Annotated in this window: 22 protein-coding genes and 1 tRNA gene; 15 read left to right on the top strand and 8 right to left on the bottom strand. The window is 58.1% G+C overall.

Features of this window, described 5'->3' with window-relative positions:
- Nucleotides 1-25 precede the first annotated feature (25 nt).
- A complete protein-coding gene (locus CAG25_RS21385) occupies nt 26-1309 on the bottom strand; it encodes an FAD-binding oxidoreductase (RefSeq protein WP_085612804.1) in 1284 nt (427 codons plus the stop codon).
- A gap of 184 nt (nt 1310-1493) precedes the next feature.
- Here CAG25_RS21385 and CAG25_RS21380 point away from each other — a divergent pair.
- The 3 genes from CAG25_RS21380 to CAG25_RS21370 all read left to right on the top strand — a co-directional run bounded on the left by CAG25_RS21380 (nt 1494) and on the right by CAG25_RS21370 (nt 2970).
- Nucleotides 1494-1570: transfer RNA gene (locus CAG25_RS21380), tRNA-Val, on the top strand.
- Between the two features lie 141 nt (nt 1571-1711).
- A complete protein-coding gene (locus CAG25_RS21375; RefSeq protein WP_085612803.1) occupies nt 1712-2173 on the top strand; it encodes a GNAT family N-acetyltransferase in 462 nt (153 codons plus the stop codon).
- Between the two features lie 341 nt (nt 2174-2514).
- Nucleotides 2515-2970: a DUF2214 family protein gene (locus tag CAG25_RS21370; RefSeq protein WP_085612802.1), complete on the top strand. Its 456-nt coding sequence runs from the start codon at nt 2515-2517 to the stop codon at nt 2968-2970.
- Nucleotides 2971-3176: 206 nt separating this feature from the next.
- Here the strand turns inward: CAG25_RS21370 and csrA are convergent, their stop codons facing one another.
- Nucleotides 3177-3371, bottom strand: a complete 195-nt coding sequence (gene csrA, locus CAG25_RS21365; protein ID WP_003179932.1) for a carbon storage regulator CsrA — start codon at nt 3369-3371, stop codon at nt 3177-3179.
- 250 nt (nt 3372-3621) lie between these two features.
- Between csrA and CAG25_RS21360 the strand changes: the two genes are divergently transcribed.
- Nucleotides 3622-3987, top strand: a complete 366-nt coding sequence (locus CAG25_RS21360; RefSeq protein ID WP_085612801.1) for an SPOR domain-containing protein — start codon at nt 3622-3624, stop codon at nt 3985-3987.
- 87 nt (nt 3988-4074) lie between these two features.
- Nucleotides 4075-4977 (top strand): siderophore-interacting protein, encoded by a 903-nt coding sequence (locus CAG25_RS21355; RefSeq protein WP_085612800.1) that lies wholly within the window; start codon nt 4075-4077, stop codon nt 4975-4977.
- 54 nt (nt 4978-5031) lie between these two features.
- Here the strand turns inward: CAG25_RS21355 and CAG25_RS21350 are convergent, their stop codons facing one another.
- The 3 genes from CAG25_RS21350 to CAG25_RS21340 form a co-directional block, all read right to left on the bottom strand.
- Nucleotides 5032-5721, bottom strand: coding sequence for an endonuclease (locus CAG25_RS21350; protein ID WP_085612799.1), 690 nt, complete (start codon nt 5719-5721; stop codon nt 5032-5034).
- Between the two features lie 4 nt (nt 5722-5725).
- On the bottom strand, nt 5726-5995 hold the full coding sequence (locus tag CAG25_RS21345; protein WP_371857356.1) for a DUF1654 domain-containing protein: 270 nt from the start codon (nt 5993-5995) through the stop codon (nt 5726-5728).
- A gap of 186 nt (nt 5996-6181) precedes the next feature.
- Nucleotides 6182-7270, bottom strand: coding sequence for an asparaginase (locus CAG25_RS21340; protein ID WP_085612798.1), 1089 nt, complete (start codon nt 7268-7270; stop codon nt 6182-6184).
- Nucleotides 7271-7619: 349 nt separating this feature from the next.
- Between CAG25_RS21340 and CAG25_RS21335 the strand changes: the two genes are divergently transcribed.
- From CAG25_RS21335 to CAG25_RS21300, 8 genes are all read left to right on the top strand, one after another.
- Nucleotides 7620-8069 carry a hypothetical protein gene (locus CAG25_RS21335; RefSeq protein WP_064594868.1) on the top strand — a complete coding sequence of 150 codons (450 nt, stop codon included), beginning with the start codon at nt 7620-7622 and terminating at the stop codon, nt 8067-8069.
- A 199-nt stretch (nt 8070-8268) separates the two neighbouring features.
- Complete coding sequence (locus CAG25_RS21330) at nt 8269-9225, top strand: sugar ABC transporter substrate-binding protein (RefSeq protein WP_007956008.1); 957 nt, start codon at nt 8269-8271, stop codon at nt 9223-9225.
- 55 nt (nt 9226-9280) lie between these two features.
- The gene (locus CAG25_RS21325; protein WP_085612797.1) at nt 9281-10834 is read left to right on the top strand and encodes a sugar ABC transporter ATP-binding protein; all 1554 of its coding nucleotides are present in this window, start codon (nt 9281-9283) and stop codon (nt 10832-10834) included.
- Nucleotides 10831-11808, top strand: coding sequence for an ABC transporter permease (locus tag CAG25_RS21320; protein ID WP_064594871.1), 978 nt, complete (start codon nt 10831-10833; stop codon nt 11806-11808). The genes CAG25_RS21325 and CAG25_RS21320 overlap by 4 nt, the downstream gene beginning before the upstream one ends.
- Before the next feature lie 3 nt (nt 11809-11811).
- Complete coding sequence (locus CAG25_RS21315; protein ID WP_085612796.1) at nt 11812-12831, top strand: LacI family DNA-binding transcriptional regulator; 1020 nt, start codon at nt 11812-11814, stop codon at nt 12829-12831.
- A 23-nt stretch (nt 12832-12854) separates the two neighbouring features.
- The gene (gene rbsK, locus CAG25_RS21310; RefSeq protein ID WP_085612795.1) at nt 12855-13772 is read left to right on the top strand and encodes a ribokinase; all 918 of its coding nucleotides are present in this window, start codon (nt 12855-12857) and stop codon (nt 13770-13772) included.
- Entirely contained in the window at nt 13769-14173 is a 405-nt protein-coding gene (gene rbsD, locus CAG25_RS21305) for a D-ribose pyranase (RefSeq protein WP_085612794.1), read from the top strand. Before rbsK ends, rbsD begins: the two co-directional genes overlap by 4 nt.
- Nucleotides 14174-14216: 43 nt before the next feature.
- Nucleotides 14217-15245 (top strand): nucleoside hydrolase, encoded by a 1029-nt coding sequence (locus tag CAG25_RS21300; RefSeq protein ID WP_085612793.1) that lies wholly within the window; start codon nt 14217-14219, stop codon nt 15243-15245.
- Nucleotides 15246-15278: 33 nt separating this feature from the next.
- Here the strand turns inward: CAG25_RS21300 and CAG25_RS21295 are convergent, their stop codons facing one another.
- On the bottom strand, nt 15279-15491 hold the full coding sequence (locus tag CAG25_RS21295; protein ID WP_085612792.1) for a hypothetical protein: 213 nt from the start codon (nt 15489-15491) through the stop codon (nt 15279-15281).
- Nucleotides 15492-15618: 127 nt separating this feature from the next.
- Between CAG25_RS21295 and CAG25_RS21290 the strand changes: the two genes are divergently transcribed.
- Together CAG25_RS21290 and CAG25_RS21285 are read left to right on the top strand one after the other, a co-directional pair.
- Nucleotides 15619-15924: a hypothetical protein gene (locus CAG25_RS21290; RefSeq protein ID WP_064378869.1), complete on the top strand. Its 306-nt coding sequence runs from the start codon at nt 15619-15621 to the stop codon at nt 15922-15924.
- A 165-nt stretch (nt 15925-16089) separates the two neighbouring features.
- Complete coding sequence (locus CAG25_RS21285; protein WP_085612791.1) at nt 16090-16407, top strand: I78 family peptidase inhibitor; 318 nt, start codon at nt 16090-16092, stop codon at nt 16405-16407.
- Between the two features lie 72 nt (nt 16408-16479).
- On the opposite strand, the gene CAG25_RS21280 is transcribed toward CAG25_RS21285, so the two are convergent.
- Nucleotides 16480-16692 (bottom strand): cold-shock protein, encoded by a 213-nt coding sequence (locus tag CAG25_RS21280; RefSeq protein WP_007956027.1) that lies wholly within the window; start codon nt 16690-16692, stop codon nt 16480-16482.
- Nucleotides 16693-16982: 290 nt separating this feature from the next.
- On the bottom strand, nt 16983-17285 hold the full coding sequence (locus CAG25_RS21275; RefSeq protein ID WP_064594887.1) for a hypothetical protein: 303 nt from the start codon (nt 17283-17285) through the stop codon (nt 16983-16985).
- Nucleotides 17286-17615 lie beyond the last annotated feature (330 nt).

Raw genomic sequence — 17615 nt, 5'->3', positions numbered from 1 at the left:
GTTCAGCGGCCCTTTTTTTCGCTCATCAGAAACCGAGCTTGTCGCGCAATCCGTAGTACCACGCGCCCAGCGCGGCAAACGGTGTGCGCAGCAGTTGCCCGCCGGGGAAAGGGTAGTGCGGCAGATCAGCAAAGGCATCGAAACGCTCGGCTTGTCCGCGCAGTGCCTCGGCCAACACCTTGCCGGCCAGGTGCGTGTAGGTCACGCCGTGGCCACTGCAGCCTTGGGAGTAATAGATGTTGTCGCCCAGGCGTCCGACCTGAGGCAGGCGCGACAGGGTCAGCAGGAAGTTGCCGGTCCAGGCGTAGTCGATTTTCACGTCCTTGAGTTGCGGGAAGACCTTGAGCATTTTCGGGCGGATGATCGCCTCGATGTTTGCCGGATCCCGCGCGCCATACACCACACCGCCGCCGAAGATCAGGCGCTTGTCGCCGGTAAGGCGGTAGTAGTCGAGCAGGTAGTTGCAGTCTTCGACGCAGTAGTCCTGCGGCAGCAGGGATTTCGCCAGATCATCGCCCAGTGGTTCGGTGGTGATGACCTGAGTGCCGCATGGCATCGATTTGGCCGCCAGCTCCGGCACCAGATTGCCGAGGTAGGCGTTGCCGGCGACGATGATGAATTTGGCTCTGACCTTGCCTTGCGGTGTATGTACGACCGGGTTGGCACCGCGTTCGATGCGCACGGCCGGCGACTGTTCGTAAATGGCGCCGCCCAGGGATTCAACGGCGGCTGCTTCACCGAGGGCCAGGTTGAGCGGGTGGATGTGGCCGCCGCTCATGTCGAGCATGCCGCCGACGTATTGATCGCAAGCCACCACTTCGCGAATGCGGCGTTGATCGAGCAGTTCCAGTTGCGTGTGGCCGAAGCGTTCCCACAAGCGTTTCTGCGATTCCAGGTGACCCATCTGCTTGGCGGTGAGGGCGGCGAATACGCCGCCGTCCTTGAGGTCGCACTGGATGTTGTATTTGCTGACACGCTCACGAATGATCCGGCCGCCTTCGAAGGCCATCTGCCCGAGCAGTTGCGCCTGTTTCGGGCCGACGCTGCGTTCGATCACATCAATGTCACGGCTGTAGCTATTGACGATTTGCCCGCCATTGCGCCCCGAGGCGCCGAAGCCGACCTTGGCGGCTTCCAGCACGGTCACGCGAAACCCGTTCTCCAGCAGGAACAGCGCCGAGGAAAGTCCCGTATAACCAGCGCCGATCACACAGACATCCGTCTCCACGTCATCCTGCAGGGCAGGACGTGGTGGTGCGGCGTTGGCCGATGCCGCGTAGTAAGACTCTGGGTAAGGGGTGTTCGCCATCCTGCAGCCTCTGTTTAATATATTTTACGAGTGCAGCGATCCTACCCCAGTTGAAAAACCTCCGCCAGCCACCGGGAAATCTTCTTGCGGCGGGTCGAAATTAAATATTTTGCATATTCATAGGGTTAGGTGAAAAAAAGGTGTTGACACCCCTCCGGAATTCCGTAGAATGCCGCCTCACAGCAGGCACGTAGCTCAGTTGGTTAGAGCACCACCTTGACATGGTGGGGGTCGTTGGTTCGAGTCCAATCGCGCCTACCAAACAAAATCCGCTCTGCTGGGCGGTCTGAAAGGGCTCACCGAAAGGTGGGCCTTTTTTGTTGTCTGCGATTTTCAGAACCTTTGCAAATTTCCGTTTGGTCGACCGCAGCTACACTTCGGCACATTTGCAGGGGTGTATTCATGAGTCGCCAATTCAGGCGCGCCAGTTCAGGCGATATCGAAAGCCTGTTGAAGATTGATCCTGTCGCTGAAACAGATAGCCGTCGTCGAGCGTGCATCGCGAGAGCAGTTGGGGCGCATGAGTGCTGGGTTGTCTGCGAGACTGACAATCCTGGCGTTCTTCTCGGCTACGGCTGTTTGGATCGAAGCTTTTTCGGTGAATGGTTCATATCCCTCGTGGTCGTCTCCAGTGCGAGCAGGCGTTCCGGCGTGGGTCGGCAAATCGTGAGTGGTCTGGAGCATCACGCTGTTGCAGGCAAGATCTTCACGTCGACCAATGCGTCCAACTTGCCGATGCGGCAGCTGCTGACAAATCTTGGATATCAGCATAGCGGAACGGTGGAGAACCTTGACCCGGGGGATCCTGAACTCATTTTTGTAAAATTCTTGAGCCGTGCGCGTATTGACTGCGATGGATTTTGATCCATTCGTCGCCGACTTTTGTGAGCGACCTTTTAAATAGTGTGGATATTTAAGGAGTTACGGATTTTATTAACCATTCGGTTATCAAAAATACGTTGTTACAAGACGAATAAATCAGTAATATCCGCCCCGCGTTCACCACCACGGTTTATGCATTTTTAAATCCCAAGCTTCCATCAGCTGCTTGGGATTTTTTTTGCCCGCGATTTGCCTTTCCCGCGCCTCTGCCAGTCTCTCGTCTCGCCCGCTTCCGTTTTTCCGGGAGGGGTGACAGGCAAGTCCTCATTTTTTCGACTACTACTGTCAGGCTGATTTCGCCTCTGCAGTACAGGAGTTCATCAATGCTGGTTCACTGGTTTCTTGCAGCGATTCATCTATTGGCATTTGCCATGGGCTTCTGGGCGGTGTTGACGCGTGGGACGGCCTTCAGTCGCCTGGCGTCCGGCTCGGGTGAGGTCGGGCGCGTATTGCTTGCCGACAATGTCTGGGGGCTCTCGGCGCTGGTGCTGCTCATCTCCGGCGGCATGCGCGCCTTTGCCGGTTATGAGAAGGGAACCGACTACTACCTGCATCAGCCGCTGTTCCATCTGAAGATGACGTTGTTTGTGCTGATTCTGCTTCTGGAACTGGTGCCGATGATCACTCTGATCAAGTGGCGCGTGGCCAAGGCGCGCGGCGCTATCCCTGACACGGGGCGTGCCAAGGTGTTCGCGCGGATCAGTCATGCGGAAGCGCTTCTATTGATATTGATGGTCGTGGCGGCCACGGGAATGGCGCGTGGCGTTACATTCGGCTAGGCGGGCGAGATTCCCATTCGCTATTCGGAAATATCCGACAGCCAACCCTTTGAATGACAGTTAGTATCGGTCGCGAGAAGGGTGAGGCGGGAAGGGGCGTGGCACGCGCCGTCACCAGGGAGGTGGGGGAATGGCAATACGGCGCTTGAATCTTTAGCCAGTCATTGCGCGCAGGCAAACGAACTGGCTACTGACTGCGGTAGGGCTCAGGGCGTTTGTGGCTTGTCCGGAGCGGTCAGGCCAGCCTGGATGCGCTGGTAGATCTCTTCCCGGTGCACTGCAACGTTCTTCGGAGCATTGATGCCGATTCGAACTTGCTGGCCGCTGACGCCGAGAATGGTGATCGTGATGTCATCACCAATGTTTATGCTTTCACCGACTTTGCGGGTGAGTATCAGCATGGTCTTCTCCTTGATTGCTTTGTAGGGCACCTGATTCAGACAGTGCAGAGGTCGGTGGTACGTATAGATTAGTGCGAAGTCTTAAAGTCTGGGTGCCTCTTTCTGACGCGCAGCAGCGGCATTAATTCCCAGCGCGTAACTATACAGGGGCTGTCAGCATCAATCTCGTCCTTTTGTGCCCATTTTGCGGGGCTCCGAAAGTATTCTCGAATGTTAAGATCGCCGCTTTGAAAAATCAGAGGGAAGCGTTGTGCGCAAATTGGTCTGGGTAGTCGCGGCACTGGCATTGGCAGGATGTGGCGAAGGCAAGAGTGTGGATGCGCAAAAAGCGAAACCGGCGGTGGTAGCGGCGCCTGTTGCGGTGGGGCCGCAGTGGGATCTGGAAGTGCGCGGTGAAACTCCCCAAGCCGTAAGCGACCTCAGCGGCTGGCTGATCGAGCATGCCTTTGTGGCCAGCGTCATCAAGGACGCCAGCGGCAAGACCCGGATCCTGCTTGGCCCTTTCAATTCGAAGGCTGACGCCGAGGCACGGCAGGCGGATGTGAACGCCGCGCTGATCAAGGCGAAGAAGCAGAACATCGAAACACTGGTGATCGAGCGCACGGTCGCTCAATAAGCGATCCATTCGGCGGAGCTGACTAAAGGGTGTCCCCCGTGATTCGTTTTTAAAGCAATCACTGAAGATACCCAGAAGGAGCTCCGCATGGCCTCCGCCAATCCTTACAAGTTGTTCGACGTTGTTTTGCGTCACAAGCATCAACTGAGTCCGCATCTGATGCGGATCACCCTCGCAAGCTCGGCGGTCACCGAGATGGCTGCGTGGGCGCCGGATCAGCGAGTGAAGCTGTTTTTCCCTGCAGCAGATGGCTCACCCGCCAGGCTTTCTCAGGGGGAGGGGTGGTACGCCCGTTTCCGCTCGATGCTGGTTGATCGTCGCCCGGCGATGCGCACCTACACCATCCGCCACTTGCGTGCCGAAGCAGGCGAAGTGGATATCGATTTCGTACTGCACGGCGAGACCGGTCCTGCCTCCCGTTGGGCCTTGCGAGCACAGCCTGGCGAGTCGATGCAGATTCTCGCCCCCGACAGCCGATTCACGGCACAAGAGGCGGGGGGATTTGAATGGAAACCTCCGCAAACGCTCAAGCAACTTCTGCTGGTCGCCGATTCCACAGCGTTGCCGGCCGCCATGGGGATTCTGGAAGAACTGGCGACACTGGCTGAACCGCCGCAGACCCAGGCGTTTTTTGAGGTCGACAGTCGTGAAGACATGTTGGCGGTTCCTGACTGGCCCGGGCTTTTGGTGCAATGGCTGATTCGCGATCAGGCAGCTGCTGGTACGTTGATGGTGGAAGCCGTGCGGCAGGCGACGTTGCCTGTTGATGCATCGCCGGTTGGGCAGGCGGTCGAGCTGGCGGATGTCGACATCGAAGAAGAGATTCTTTGGGAGGTCGCCGAAACGGCCAGCGAGGGATTCTATGGCTGGATCGCCGGAGAATCAGCAGCGGTCATGAGTCTGCGCAAATACCTGATCAAGGAGCGTGGCATCCCTCGCGAATCACTCAATCTGATGGGCTACTGGCGCTACAACAAGTCCGGCGGTTGAGCACAAAAAAGGCCTTGAGTTTGTCGCTCAAGGCCTTTTCTTTTGATCAGGATATCAACCGCAGGCTTTCAGGTTCACCGGGCCGACAAATTCATTGCCGCGTCCCATCACGCACGCCACGCTCTGATTACGCTGGCGCTCCCAGTCTTGCACCGGGTAAGTCTTGTCCCAGGCTTCGTACAGTTGCCGATCCTGCTTCGACAAGCGCAAGCCGTATTGTTTGCTCATGTAAAAGTAGGTGCGGGCGATCATGCCGCGAATCGAAGGGCGGGGCATGACCTTCTTCGCCTTGAAGTCGACCTGAGTCAGGCATGAGCCGTACTGACCCTTTTCGACCGGCAACCAACCGTAGCTGAAATTGCTGCGGTCGCCATTCACCTCGCCGATGCTCGGCACCAGGTTGTGCAGGTCGGCTTCGGCTTTCTGATAGCTTGGGTCATAGCGGGTGCAATTCTTGCGACCGCCTTCCTGCCAGCATTGACGTTGATGGCCGAACTGCCACGCGGGAACGATGTGCTCCCATTCGATGCGGGATGCACGTTTGGCGTTCTTGCGTGGGACATAGCCACAGGCGGCCAGATCAACCTTGTTGCCGGTGTATTTGCACCCGCAATAGAACTCGGTGGATTGTGGAGCGTACAGCTTCCAGGCGACCTTCTTGGCTTCGGTGAACGTACGCGGCGCGCCAGCTTGCGCACCCAGGGAAATGAACAGCAACAGCACAGCAGCAAAACGCAGAATCATTGAATCAATCTTCCTTCGGCACAACCCAGAAAATCTGTACGCCGCCATCGTCGCGGTAGGCGAGGGTGACGTTGTCGTTCTCGTCGATCTCTTCCAGCAAGCGCTCCCAGTCATCCACCGGCTCGTCTGGAAGTCGGAAGATCAGCGCGGCTTTGGCTTTTTGTGCGGTGGGGGAGTTGATGATTTTTTGAACGCGCATGCCCATGCGTTCGTAAGCGTCAGGAGCATCAGGGGAAGTGGCCACGAGGTTATCCTTATTAAGCTGTACGTGCATACAGTATTTAACTGTAGGCATTTTCGCAACTGCTTAAAATTCAAGAAAATCCTCTGACAGCGGTTTTCCGGTTTTGGTGTCGCGCAGGTGTAATTTTTCTTTGGCGGAGGCGCAAGCTTCACCCTCCGTCAGGTTGACGAAGGGTGAAATCAGTGTCCGATCAGGAATGGATCGGGCGAAGGCAGATCAGTATTCCCAGAACATCCGTTGCAGCTCTTTGCTGTCGTTGGTCTTGGTCAAGGCAACCATGGCCAGGATGCGGGCTTTCTGTGGGTTCAGGTCGTGAGCAACCACCCAGTCGTATTTGTCGTCAGGTTGCTCGGCGTTGCGCAGAACGAAACCACCGGCATTGACGTGAGACGAGCGAATGATCTGCACACCGTCCTTGCGCAGTGCTTGCAAGGTCGGAACCACGCGGGAGGAAACCGAGCCGTTGCCGGTACCGGCATGGATGATCGCCTTGGCGCCGGACTGGGCGAGGGCCTTGTAGGCTGTGTCGCTGACATTGCCGTAGGAATAGGCGATTTCTACGTCAGGAAGGCTCTTGATGTTTTTGATATCGAATTCCGAATCCATGGTGTGGCGCTTGGCTGGCAGGCGGAACCAGTAGGATTTCCCTTCAACTACCATGCCGAGCGGACCCCAAGCGCTTTTGAACGCTTCTGTCTTGATGTTGATCATCTTGCTGACATCGCGACCCGACTGGATTTCATCGTTCATTGTCACCAGTACGCCTTTGCCGCGAGCTTCTTTGCTACTGGCGACGGCCACGGCGTTGTACAGGTTCAGCATGCCGTCCGCCGACATGGCGGTGCCCGGGCGCATGGAGCCGACGACGATGATCGGCTTGTCGGTTTTTTCCACCAGGTTCAGGAAGTAAGCGGTCTCTTCCAGGGTGTCGGTGCCGTGGGTGATGACGATGCCATCGACGTCTTTGCTGTCGGCCAGTTCGGAAACGCGACGACCCAGTTGCAGGAGGTTTTCGTTGGTGATGCTTTCCGACGCGATTTGCATGACCTGTTCGCCACGCACATTGGCCAGCTTGCTCAGTTCGGGAATGCCGGCGATCAATTGTTCGACGCCTACCTTCGCGGCTTGATAGGTCGCGCTGTTGGCCGCGCTGGCGCCCGCGCCGGCAATGGTGCCGCCGGTGGCCAGTACCACTACATTGGCCAGCTTGGTCTGAGTTTCGGCTTCTTTTGCCTGGAGGGCGGTTGGCAGGAGCAGGAGGAGGGCCAAAGCGCCCGGAACGAAATTCTTCAAAGCAGATGTCATTATTTTTCTCTCTAGTAGTGAGACGGTGCTGATGCAGGTTCATCTAGATGCGCCCCGGGCCGATCTGAATGCCAGGGGTGCAGGGAGGGAGCAGGATCTGTACCAGTCGTACTGTGCTTGAGAGAAATGTTTAACCTCATGATTTAAATCAAGATTTATTCGATGATTGGTTTTGATCCTCCCTCGCTCATCCGGGTTTCCGAACGCGGGCTGTTTTCTCGTTCGGCTCACCGAAAAGGACTACGAGCTCCGTCCGCAGGGTGAGCTGGCCAGTTTTCGGATCTGTGCTAAAGAAAACGGCGCACTGGCCGATGCGCCTTTATAGGGATCCAATTTTTCAGGAGTTCAAATGTCATTGACTATCGGTTTGCCAAACCCCGGCGCGGTTACCATCGGCGGAAAAACAGCCGCTACGATCAATGCCCTGAGCGAGGCCAACGAGCAAGCGGCGGCCGAAGCGCTGGGCAAAGACGCTGGCGATACGAAGCAAGTCAGAACCGGTGGCGGCCCAGTGCAGGAGGAGGCGCCGGCCGAAAGCGGTGGCAATCAAAGCATCACGATCAAGATACTGCTCAAGCGCATGAAGGAGTTGCAGCAGCAATTGCAGGAGCAGCAACAGCAATTGGCCGCGGCGCAGGCGGCCAGCTATCCGACCGAAGAAGCCAAGACGACAGTCGTCATGTCGATCCAGGGGCAGATTGCAGACACCAACGCTGCACTCATGGAAGTGGCCGGCAATCTGGTTCGTGAGATGGCCAAGGGGTCCGGCAGCGGCGGTGTGATCAACACGACCGCCTAGGAGAAGGGGGTGGTGACGGTGATTCGCCCTACAAAAAATGCAGATTTTCAGTCGTTGACAAATGTCGGCAGGATTCGCATAGTTCGGTCTACGCAAACGTTTGCGCGGTCTTCGCGGTGAATTGATTTCGTCGTGGGGTGCAGCGAGCTTACGCCAGCGCAAGCGTTGCTCACAATAATCATAAGATCGGAGTGAACCCATGAAGCTGCCATTCGCTGGACGTCTTCTTGCTGTCGCCATGCTGGCTGCCGCATCCGCCGCACTGCCTGTCTCTTCGGCTTTCGCCGAGTCCCCTGAAAAACCCAAAGTCGCTCTGGTCATGAAATCTCTGGCCAACGAATTCTTCCTGACCATGGAAGACGGCGCCAAGGCCTACCAGAAAGAACATTCCGCCGATTTCGACCTGATCTCCAACGGCATCAAGGACGAAACCGATACGGCGGGGCAGACGCGCATCGTCGAGCAGATGATTCTGGCGAAGGTCAACGCGCTGGTTATCGCACCGTCTGATTCCAAAGCGATGGTGCCGGTGATCAAGAAGGCCGTCGATGCCGGTATCACCGTGATCAACATCGATAACCAGCTCGATCCGGCTGTGATCAAAAGCAAGAACATCAGCGTTCCGTTCGTAGGCCCGGACAACCGCAAAGGTGCGCGTCTGGTGGGTGAGTACCTGGCCAAGCAACTGAAGGCCGGTGATGAAGTGGGCATCATTGAAGGCGTCTCCACGACGACCAACGCCCAGCAGCGTACCGCTGGCTTCAAGGATGCGATGGAGGCTGCGCAGATCAAGGTTGTTTCCCTGCAGTCCGGCGACTGGGAAATCGACAAGGGCAACAAGGTGGCCGCTTCGATTCTCAGCGAGTACCCGGACGTCAAGGCGCTGCTGGCCGGCAACGACAGCATGGCCGTGGGCGCCGTTTCCGCCGTGCGCGCTGCCGGCAAGGCCGGTCAGGTGCAGGTTGTCGGTTACGACAATATCAATGCCATCAAGCCCATGCTGAAGGACGGTCGCGTTCTGGCGACTGCCGACCAGTACGCTGCGAAGCAAGCGGTGTTCGGTATCGAGACCGCGCTGAAAATCATCAAGGGCGAGAAAGTCGACAGTGGTGCAAATGGCGTGATCGAAACGCCTGTCGAGCTGGTCACCAAGTAAGTCCTTTGGCGACACAATGGCGCTCGTCCGTCCGGGCGAGCGCATGGAGATTTTTATGTCAGTTTCCGCTCCGATCGCTGTCCTCTCGGTCAGCGGTATCGGCAAGACCTATGCGCAACCGGTACTGACCGGCATCGATCTGACGTTGATGCGCGGTGAAGTGCTGGCACTGACCGGTGAGAACGGTGCCGGCAAAAGCACCCTGTCGAAGATCATCGGTGGCCTGGTCACCCCTACCACCGGCCAGATGCAGTTCCAGGGCAAGGATTATCGCCCTGGCAGTCGCACGCAGGCTGAAGAACTGGGTGTGCGCATGGTCATGCAAGAGCTCAATCTGCTGCCGACGCTTTCGGTGGCGGAGAACCTGTTCCTCGACAACCTGCCGAGCAATGGTGGCTGGATCAGTCGCAAGCAACTGCGCAAAGCCGCTATCGAAGCCATGGCTCAAGTCGGCCTCGACGCCATCGACCCGGACACACTGGTCGGCGAGCTCGGGATCGGTCACCAGCAAATGGTCGAAATCGCCCGTAACCTGATCGGCGATTGTCACGTGCTGATCCTTGATGAACCGACCGCGATGCTGACCGCGCGCGAAGTCGAGATGCTGTTCGAGCAGATCACCCGGTTGCAGGCGCGTGGCGTCTCGATCATCTACATCTCCCACCGCCTCGAAGAACTGGCCAGGGTCGCTCAGCGCATTGCTGTGTTGCGTGACGGCAACCTGGTGTGCGTCGAGCCGATGGCCAATTACAACAGTGAGCAACTGGTTACCCTGATGGTTGGTCGCGAGCTGGGCGAGCATATCGATCTTGGGGCTCGCAATATCGGCGCGCCGGCCCTGACGGTCAAAGGCCTGACCCGCTCCGACAAAGTTCGCGACGTTTCCTTTGAGGTTCGCGCCGGCGAGATTTTTGGCATTTCGGGGCTGATCGGGGCTGGGCGCACCGAACTTTTGCGGTTGATCTTCGGCGCTGATGTCGCGGACAGCGGCACGGTGGCACTGGGTTCGCCAGCGAAAACGGTGAGCATTCGTTCGCCTGTGGATGCGGTGCGCAACGGCATCGCCTTGATCACGGAGGATCGCAAGGGCGAAGGCCTGCTGCTGAGCCAATCGATCAGCGCCAACATTGCCTTGGGCAACATGCCGGAAATTTCCAGCGGCGGGTTCGTCAACAACGGCGATGAAACGAAGCTCGCGCAGCGGCAGATCGACGCCATGCGCATCCGCAGTTCCAGTCCGACGCAACTGGTGTCCGAGCTGTCCGGCGGCAATCAGCAAAAGGTGGTGATCGGGCGCTGGCTCGAACGCGACTGTTCGGTGCTGCTGTTCGACGAGCCGACTCGCGGTATCGATGTCGGCGCCAAGTTCGATATTTATGCCTTGCTCGGCGAACTGACCCGTCAGGGCAAGGCGCTGGTGGTGGTATCCAGCGACTTGCGTGAGCTGATGCTGATCTGCGACCGCATCGGCGTGTTGTCGGCGGGACGTCTGATCGACACCTTCGAGCGCGACAGCTGGACCCAGGATGACTTGCTTGCCGCCGCATTCGCCGGCTACCAGAAACGTGATGCGTTGCTCAACGAAGCAGCGCCTAGGGATCTCCCATGAAAACTGCATCTTCCGCCGGCAAATCCAGTGGCAATTTCTACGGCCTCGGGACTTATCTGGGGCTCGCCGGCGCGTTGCTGGCAATGATTGCGCTGTTCTCGGTCATGAGCAGCCATTTCCTGTCGTACAACACCTTCAGCACCCTGGCCAACCAGATTCCCGACCTGATGGTTCTGGCGGTGGGCATGACGTTCGTTCTGATCATCGGCGGGATCGACCTGTCGGTAGGCTCGGTACTGGCACTTGCGGCCTCCACTGTCAGCGTGGCGATTCTTGGCTGGGGCTGGAGCGTGTTGCCGGCTGCCTTGTTGGGTATGGCTGTCGCGGCGTTGGCCGGCACGGTTACCGGCTCGATTACCGTGGCGTGGCGAATTCCGTCATTTATCGTGTCGCTGGGTGTGCTGGAGATGGCCCGTGGCCTGGCCTATCAGATGACCGGTTCGCGCACGGCCTACATCGGTGACTCCTTTGCGTGGCTGTCGAACCCGATCGCCTTTGGCATTTCACCCTCGTTCATCATTGCCTTGCTGGTCATTTTCGTTGCCCAGGCCGTTCTGACCCGTACCGTGTTCGGTCGCTATCTGATCGGCATTGGCACCAACGAGGAAGCGGTACGTCTGGCGGGGATCAATCCAAAACCCTACAAGATCCTGGTGTTCAGTCTGATGGGCCTGCTCGCCGGTATTGCGGCGCTGTTCCAGATTTCCCGGCTGGAAGCGGCCGACCCGAACGCCGGTTCTGGCCTTGAGCTGCAAGTCATCGCTGCGGTGGTGATCGGCGGTACCAGCCTGATGGGTGGGCGTGGTTCGGTGATCAGTACCTTTTTCGGCGTGTTGATCATCTCCGTGCTGGCGGCCGGCCTGGCGCAGATTGGCGCGACCGAACCGACCAAGCGCATCATCACCGGTGCGGTGATCGTGATCGCCGTGGTGCTTGACACCTATCGCAGTCAACGCGCAAGTCGACGGGGCTGATAAATGGCAACGATCAAGGATGTGGCGGCACTTGCAGGAATTTCCTACACGACCGTGTCCCACGTAGTAAACAAGACCCGACCGGTGAGCGAAGAGGTGCGGCTCAAGGTCGAGGCGGCGATCAAGAGTCTCGACTATGTGCCGAGCGCCGTGGCCCGATCGCTGAAAGCGAAAACCACCGCCACCATCGGTTTGCTGGTGCCCAACAGCCTCAACCCGTACTTCGCCGAACTGGCGCGCGGAATCGAGGATTGCTGCGAGCGTAACGGCTACTGCGTGATTCTCTGCAACTCCGACGACAACCCGGACAAGCAGCGCAGCTACCTGCGGGTGCTGCTCGAAAAGCGCATCGACGGCTTGATCGTCGCGTCTGCGGGGGGCGACAGCGGTCTGGCGCAAGGACTGGCCGGCGTGAAGACGCCGATGGTGATCGTCGACCGTGGACTCGAAGGCGTGGACGCCGACCTGGTGCGCATCGATCACGAATATGGCGCGTACCTTGCGACGCGGCATCTGCTTGAGCTCGGTCATCGCGATATCGCCACGATCGGTGGTCCGGCCAGTACCAGTGTTGCGCAAATGCGTCAGGCCGGTTTTTGTCGCGCGCTGAAAGAGGCCGGTGTTGAGGTGTCCCCGTCGCGCATGCTGGAAAGCGACTTCACCAGCACTGGCGGTTACAACGCGGCTTCCGTTCTGCTTGAGCGCAATCCGCCGAGCGCGATCTTCGCCGGTAACGACATGATCGGCATCGGTGTACTGCGAGCGGCGGCGGAGCGCAACGTGCGCGTGCCTGCCGAACTGTCGGTGATCGGATTCGACGATATCCAGATGAGCCGTTACGTGTATCCCGCGCTGACGACTGTGGGCCAGTCGATCCTGCAACTGGGCGAGATGGCCGCGGAAGTTTTGTTGCGAAGAATTGCCACCCCGGGTCTGGCGACGGATCAGCGGATCGTGACCCCGAGTATTGTCCTGCGCGAATCGACTGCACCGCTGTCCGGCGTGTTCACCGAATACCGCTGAAACGAATTGAAGAGTAGTGATGTATGTCCGCAAATGTAGTGGTAATAGGCAGCCTGAACATGGACTTGGTCACCCGGGCGCCGCGCTTGCCCCGGGGCGGTGAGACGCTGATCGGTCATTCCTTCGCTACCGTGTCCGGTGGCAAGGGCGCCAACCAGGCCGTAGCTGCCGCGCGCCTGGGTGCACAGGTGTCGATGGTCGGCTGTGTCGGCAACGATGACTATGGTGTGCAATTGCGCGACGCGTTGCTGGCCGAGCAGATCGATTGTCAGGCGGTCAGCGTGGTCGAGGATTCCAGTGGTGTGGCGCTGATCGTGGTCGATGACAACAGTCAAAATGCGATTGTCATCGTGGCCGGTGCCAATGGCTCGATGACCCCGGCGGTTATCGACCGGTTTGACGCCGTGCTGCAGGCTGCCGACGTGATCATTTGCCAGCTGGAAATCCCCGATGCCACGGTAGGCCACGCGCTGAAGCGCGGACGTGAACTGGGCAAGACGGTCATCCTTAACCCGGCGCCGGCCAGTCGCCCGCTGCCAGCGGACTGGTTTGCTGCAATCGATTACCTTATTCCCAACGAGAGCGAGGCCGCCGCCCTCAGCGGTTTGCCGGTGGACTCGCTGGAGACCGCTGAGAAAGCCGCCGCGCACCTGATTTCGCTGGGGGCCGGCAAGGTCATCATCACGCTGGGGGCTCAAGGCTCTTTGTTCGCCAACGGTACGGGTTACCAGCATTTTCCTGCACCCAAAGTGAAGGCTGTCGATACCACTGCCGCCGGGGATACCTTTGTCGGCGGATTTGCCGCTGCACTGGCGGCCGGCAAAACCGAGGACGAGGCCATTCGTTTCGGGCAAGTCGCTGCAGCCCTGTCGGTCACCCGGGCAGGTGCCCAGCCCTCCATTCCTACCACCTCCGACGTACAGGCATTCAAACCCGCATGAAAAAGACTCCTTTGCTGAATGTCGCCCTGTCGCGGCTGATTGCTTCCCTTGGGCACGGCGACATGGTGGTGATCGGCGATGCCGGCCTGCCGGTACCGCCGGGTGTCGAGTTGATCGACCTGGCGTTGACGCACGGCGTGCCGGATTTCGTCAGCACCCTGAAAGTCGTGCTCAGCGAGATGCAGGTGGAAAGCCACGCACTGGCCAAGGAGATTTTCGACAAGCAACCGACTGCGCTGCCCACGCTGGACGAGCTGAGTGACGAAGGCTCGCTGGGGCGGCGTGACCTGCTCAGTCACGAGCAGTTCAAGGTACTCAGCCGACAGGCACGAGCGATTGTTCGCACGGGCGAATGCCAGCCGTACTGCAACATCGTGCTGGTAGCCGGGGTTACGTTCTAACAGGGTTCGACCCTATTGATTTCATCTGCACAAGGAATGCGCCATGCACCGCTATGCTCAAAAAATGCACCAATTGATTCGGAGTCTGCTGCTTTTGTCCGTGATAACCGCGACCGGCGCCCAGGCGGCGGAAAAGATCGACCTGATCATTGACACCGACCCCGGCGCCGACGACGTGGTCGCCTTGTTGTTTGCTCTGGCCTCCCCGGAGGAGCTGAACATTCGTGCGTTGACCACCGTGGCCGGAAACGTGCGTCTGGACAAGACTTCGCGCAATGCGCGATTGGCCCGTGAGTGGGCAGGGCGGGAAGAGATTCCGGTGTACGCCGGCGCGCCAAAACCGTTGATGCGCACGCCGATCTACGCCGAAAACATCCATGGCAAGGAAGGCTTGTCGGGTGTCACCGTGCACGAACCGAAAAAAGGCCTGGCCGAGGGCAATGCGGTCAACTACCTGATCGACACCCTGAAAAAAGCCAAGCCGCACAGCATCACTATTGCGATGCTCGGCCCGCAGACCAACCTGGCCCTGGCGCTGATCCAGGAGCCGGAGATTGTTCAGGGAATCAAGGAAGTAGTGATCATGGGGGGCGCCCACTTCAATGGCGGCAACATCACGCCAGTGGCCGAGTTCAATCTGTACGCCGACCCGCAAGCCGCGGAGGTGGTGCTCAAAAGCGGTGTGAAACTGACTTACCTGCCGCTGGACGTGACCCACAAGATCCTGACCAGTGACGCGCGCCTGAAGCAGATCGCGGCGCTGAACAACAATGCGAGCAAGATTGTTGGCGACATCCTCAACGAGTACATCAAAGGGGATATGGAGCACTACGGCATTCCGGGTGGCCCGGTGCATGACGCCACTGTCGTGGCTTACCTGCTCAAGCCTGAGCTGTTCACGGGGCGTTCGGTGAATGTGGTGGTCGACAGCCGTGAAGGCCCGACCTTCGGCCAGACCATTGTCGACTGGTATGACGGCCTGAAGGCGCCGAAGAATGCTTTCTGGGTGGAGAACGGCGACGCCCAGGGCTTCTTCGACCTGCTGACCGAGCGTCTGAAACGTCTGAAGTAAGGCATGCGCCCGCAGGTGCCAGCTTGCGGGCTTCTACTCCCTCTCGGTGTCCGGTGTCCCTTTGAAGTCATCGGGATACTTCTCGAACAGTTGGGCGATGAAGGTTTGTGCGCCTTGCGTCCCCAGTGTCTTCACCAGCAGGTCGATGCTGATCAATGCCAATTCCTCCGGACTACCCGGGCTGTAGGAACTATGCCCTTGTCGCCAAGTGGCCTTAATGTCGGCGGTAATGCTTACGGTGGTCATGGCAAGGCTCGGTCGCGGGATCGGAGTTCTGAGTTAACCACTAAGCCGAGCGTTTGGCACTGCGACTTAGGCATGAGCGCGGGGCTGTGCGACACTTGGTCGTTCCGCAAAAAACAAGGATTGAGCTGTGCAGATCGATTTGAATAGCCCCGACGGCCTGACCCTTGATGCCGTCCGCCAAATGCTCGCGTCGGCCAGTGATGACGAACACACCCAGCTGCGCGTGACCAAGGGCGGGATCGCCTACATCTCTTCGGGTGTCACTGGCGGTCAAGACATCGATGGCCTGCTGTTTCGCTTGGAGACCTGGGCAAAAGGCTCGGGGTATGTGGGAAATGTCGCGGCCAGCGACGAAGTCTGGGTCATGCAGATTTTCAATGCGCTCAAAGACAATTGGCCGAATCCGCCTTACGACTACATTGATGTCTATTGAGCGTTATTAATATTCAGTGACGTTTTACGGGGTGAGATTTCAGGCGTTGCTCAGGCACACTCGGCGTTTTTCCGATCGTGGGGCAGGGGGATGGCTCTCACCGTGAAACCAAACGCCTTATTGGCGGTCGCACGATCTCTGCTCAAATTGAAATAAGGAGGCTTCATGCCTTGGAAGTTCGCGTCACTGGGTGCACTGATGGCCGTTGCTGTGTTGGCGGGTTGCAGCACAACCTCCAGTGAGTCGCAGAAGGATCCCGTGACGACTGAGACCGGCCTTGGTCGTTGTGAGGCGTCAGCAGCGGAGTTCGCTCTCGGCAAGAAAGCTTCGCCGGAGCTGTTGGAGCAGGCACGCAAAAAAGCCGGTGCGCAGAATGCCCGGTTCCTCAAGCCCAATGACATGATTACTTTGGAGTACCGCTCTGATCGCCTCAACCTGAATACCGATCAGAACCTGGTGGTCACCCGCGTCAACTGCGGCTGAACCTGTCGGGCTTTCGTATCACCCATAAAAAACCCCGTCACATGGACGGGGTTTTTTTAGTGCGCCGGGAAATTACTCTGGGCGAACTTGTGCAGCTTGCATACCCTTTTGGCCTTTCTCAGCCACGAAGGAGACGGTCTGGCCTTCTTTCAGGCTTTTGAAACCGTCAGTTTCGATAGCTTTGAAGTGTACGAACAGGTCGTCACCGCCACCTTGAGGAGTGATGAAGCCGAAGCCTTTTTCATCGTTGAACCATTTAACGGTGCCGGTTTGGCGATTAGACATGGTGTATCTCCAAGAAACATATATTTTCAGTAGTACTGTGCTGCTCAGGCCAACTGGGCACACCGGGGTATCATAGTCGAAATGTTCGCTTTGGTAGCCCCCCGGACGTGCTGTTTGCCAATCAGTCGTGTTTTCTTTACTGCCTGTTTCGGCTGGAGGCCCCGGTTTAAAAGGCTTTTCGCGAAAAGTAAAGACAATAAAAAAACCTGTAAAACCTGCATAAATCGTACGAAAAGGCCTGAATCAGATGCCTTTCAGCGGGGCTGGGGGCAGTGAAAAGGCCTGTTTCATCATTTTTTCGCCGGGACGTTGGCCTTGCATTTGGCAATTTGCCCCAGAGCTTTTTGTTGCAGCTCAGGCGTGGCCTTGTTGTCCATCAATGCCTGAATGTCGCTGGCCGGATAAGACTTGATGGCATCGGCACCGCACGCGCAGTGGGATTTTGCGGCAGCTGCACCGATTTGCGGAGTGGCCGCCTGGGTGCACTGAGCCATGTATTTCTCACGCTCGCCCTTTGGCCAGTCAGCGTGGGCGCTCAGCGGCAGCAGCAAAACGAGGGGGGCGACTGCAGCAAGCAGGGTATTAAGACGCATGCGAGGATGCTCCTTGTGGGTCAATGTCTTGTTATCTGAGGGCCCAAAGGCCGATCAAGTTCAGCACTCTGGCATAAAACAGACGATTTGCCTCTCGGTAAAAACCAGAGTGCATCGGCGACCGTTCATCTGTGCTAGCATGCCTGGCTCGGGCGTTCGCAGGCTCCGGATGACCTTCAGTCCCGGTTGCGGCCGTGCACGAATTTTCTGATTTGAATCCCAGTCACTCTGGTTCGGTTTTCCGGTTGGCCGCAAGGCTCCTGCCGCTGTAAGGCAGGCGTTCGTCATTGAATGGCCTGGATCGGATCTTGTACTGGCTCATCCCAACCC

Origin of the sequence: Pseudomonas sp. B16(2017) (genome assembly GCF_002113205.1) — a bacterium.
GTDB lineage: Bacteria > Pseudomonadota > Gammaproteobacteria > Pseudomonadales > Pseudomonadaceae > Aquipseudomonas > Aquipseudomonas pharyngis.
Note: the sequence above shows the minus strand (reverse complement) of the source record. Positions and strands in the feature narration are given on the sequence as shown.

Bases quoted from the DNA above. Each gene is read 5' to 3' on its own strand.
- CAG25_RS21385 (WP_085612804.1), bottom strand. From the start codon at position 1,309: ATGGCGAACACCCCTTACCCAGAGTCTTACTACGCGGCATCGGCCAAC.
- CAG25_RS21375 (WP_085612803.1), top strand. From the start codon at position 1,712: ATGAGTCGCCAATTCAGGCGCGCCAGTTCAGGCGATATCGAAAGCCTG.
- CAG25_RS21370 (WP_085612802.1), top strand. From the start codon at position 2,515: ATGCTGGTTCACTGGTTTCTTGCAGCGATTCATCTATTGGCATTTGCC.
- csrA (WP_003179932.1), bottom strand. From the start codon at position 3,371: ATGCTGATACTCACCCGCAAAGTCGGTGAAAGCATAAACATTGGTGAT.
- CAG25_RS21355 (WP_085612800.1), top strand. From the start codon at position 4,075: ATGGCCTCCGCCAATCCTTACAAGTTGTTCGACGTTGTTTTGCGTCAC.
- CAG25_RS21350 (WP_085612799.1), bottom strand. From the start codon at position 5,721: ATGATTCTGCGTTTTGCTGCTGTGCTGTTGCTGTTCATTTCCCTGGGT.
- CAG25_RS21345 (WP_371857356.1), bottom strand. From the start codon at position 5,995: ATGCACGTACAGCTTAATAAGGATAACCTCGTGGCCACTTCCCCTGAT.
- CAG25_RS21340 (WP_085612798.1), bottom strand. From the start codon at position 7,270: ATGACATCTGCTTTGAAGAATTTCGTTCCGGGCGCTTTGGCCCTCCTC.
- CAG25_RS21335 (WP_064594868.1), top strand. From the start codon at position 7,620: ATGTCATTGACTATCGGTTTGCCAAACCCCGGCGCGGTTACCATCGGC.
- CAG25_RS21330 (WP_007956008.1), top strand. From the start codon at position 8,269: ATGAAGCTGCCATTCGCTGGACGTCTTCTTGCTGTCGCCATGCTGGCT.
- CAG25_RS21325 (WP_085612797.1), top strand. From the start codon at position 9,281: ATGTCAGTTTCCGCTCCGATCGCTGTCCTCTCGGTCAGCGGTATCGGC.
- CAG25_RS21320 (WP_064594871.1), top strand. From the start codon at position 10,831: ATGAAAACTGCATCTTCCGCCGGCAAATCCAGTGGCAATTTCTACGGC.
- CAG25_RS21315 (WP_085612796.1), top strand. From the start codon at position 11,812: ATGGCAACGATCAAGGATGTGGCGGCACTTGCAGGAATTTCCTACACG.
- rbsK (WP_085612795.1), top strand. From the start codon at position 12,855: ATGTCCGCAAATGTAGTGGTAATAGGCAGCCTGAACATGGACTTGGTC.
- rbsD (WP_085612794.1), top strand. From the start codon at position 13,769: ATGAAAAAGACTCCTTTGCTGAATGTCGCCCTGTCGCGGCTGATTGCT.
- CAG25_RS21300 (WP_085612793.1), top strand. From the start codon at position 14,217: ATGCACCGCTATGCTCAAAAAATGCACCAATTGATTCGGAGTCTGCTG.
- CAG25_RS21295 (WP_085612792.1), bottom strand. From the start codon at position 15,491: ATGACCACCGTAAGCATTACCGCCGACATTAAGGCCACTTGGCGACAA.
- CAG25_RS21285 (WP_085612791.1), top strand. From the start codon at position 16,090: ATGCCTTGGAAGTTCGCGTCACTGGGTGCACTGATGGCCGTTGCTGTG.
- CAG25_RS21280 (WP_007956027.1), bottom strand. From the start codon at position 16,692: ATGTCTAATCGCCAAACCGGCACCGTTAAATGGTTCAACGATGAAAAA.
- CAG25_RS21275 (WP_064594887.1), bottom strand. From the start codon at position 17,285: ATGCGTCTTAATACCCTGCTTGCTGCAGTCGCCCCCCTCGTTTTGCTG.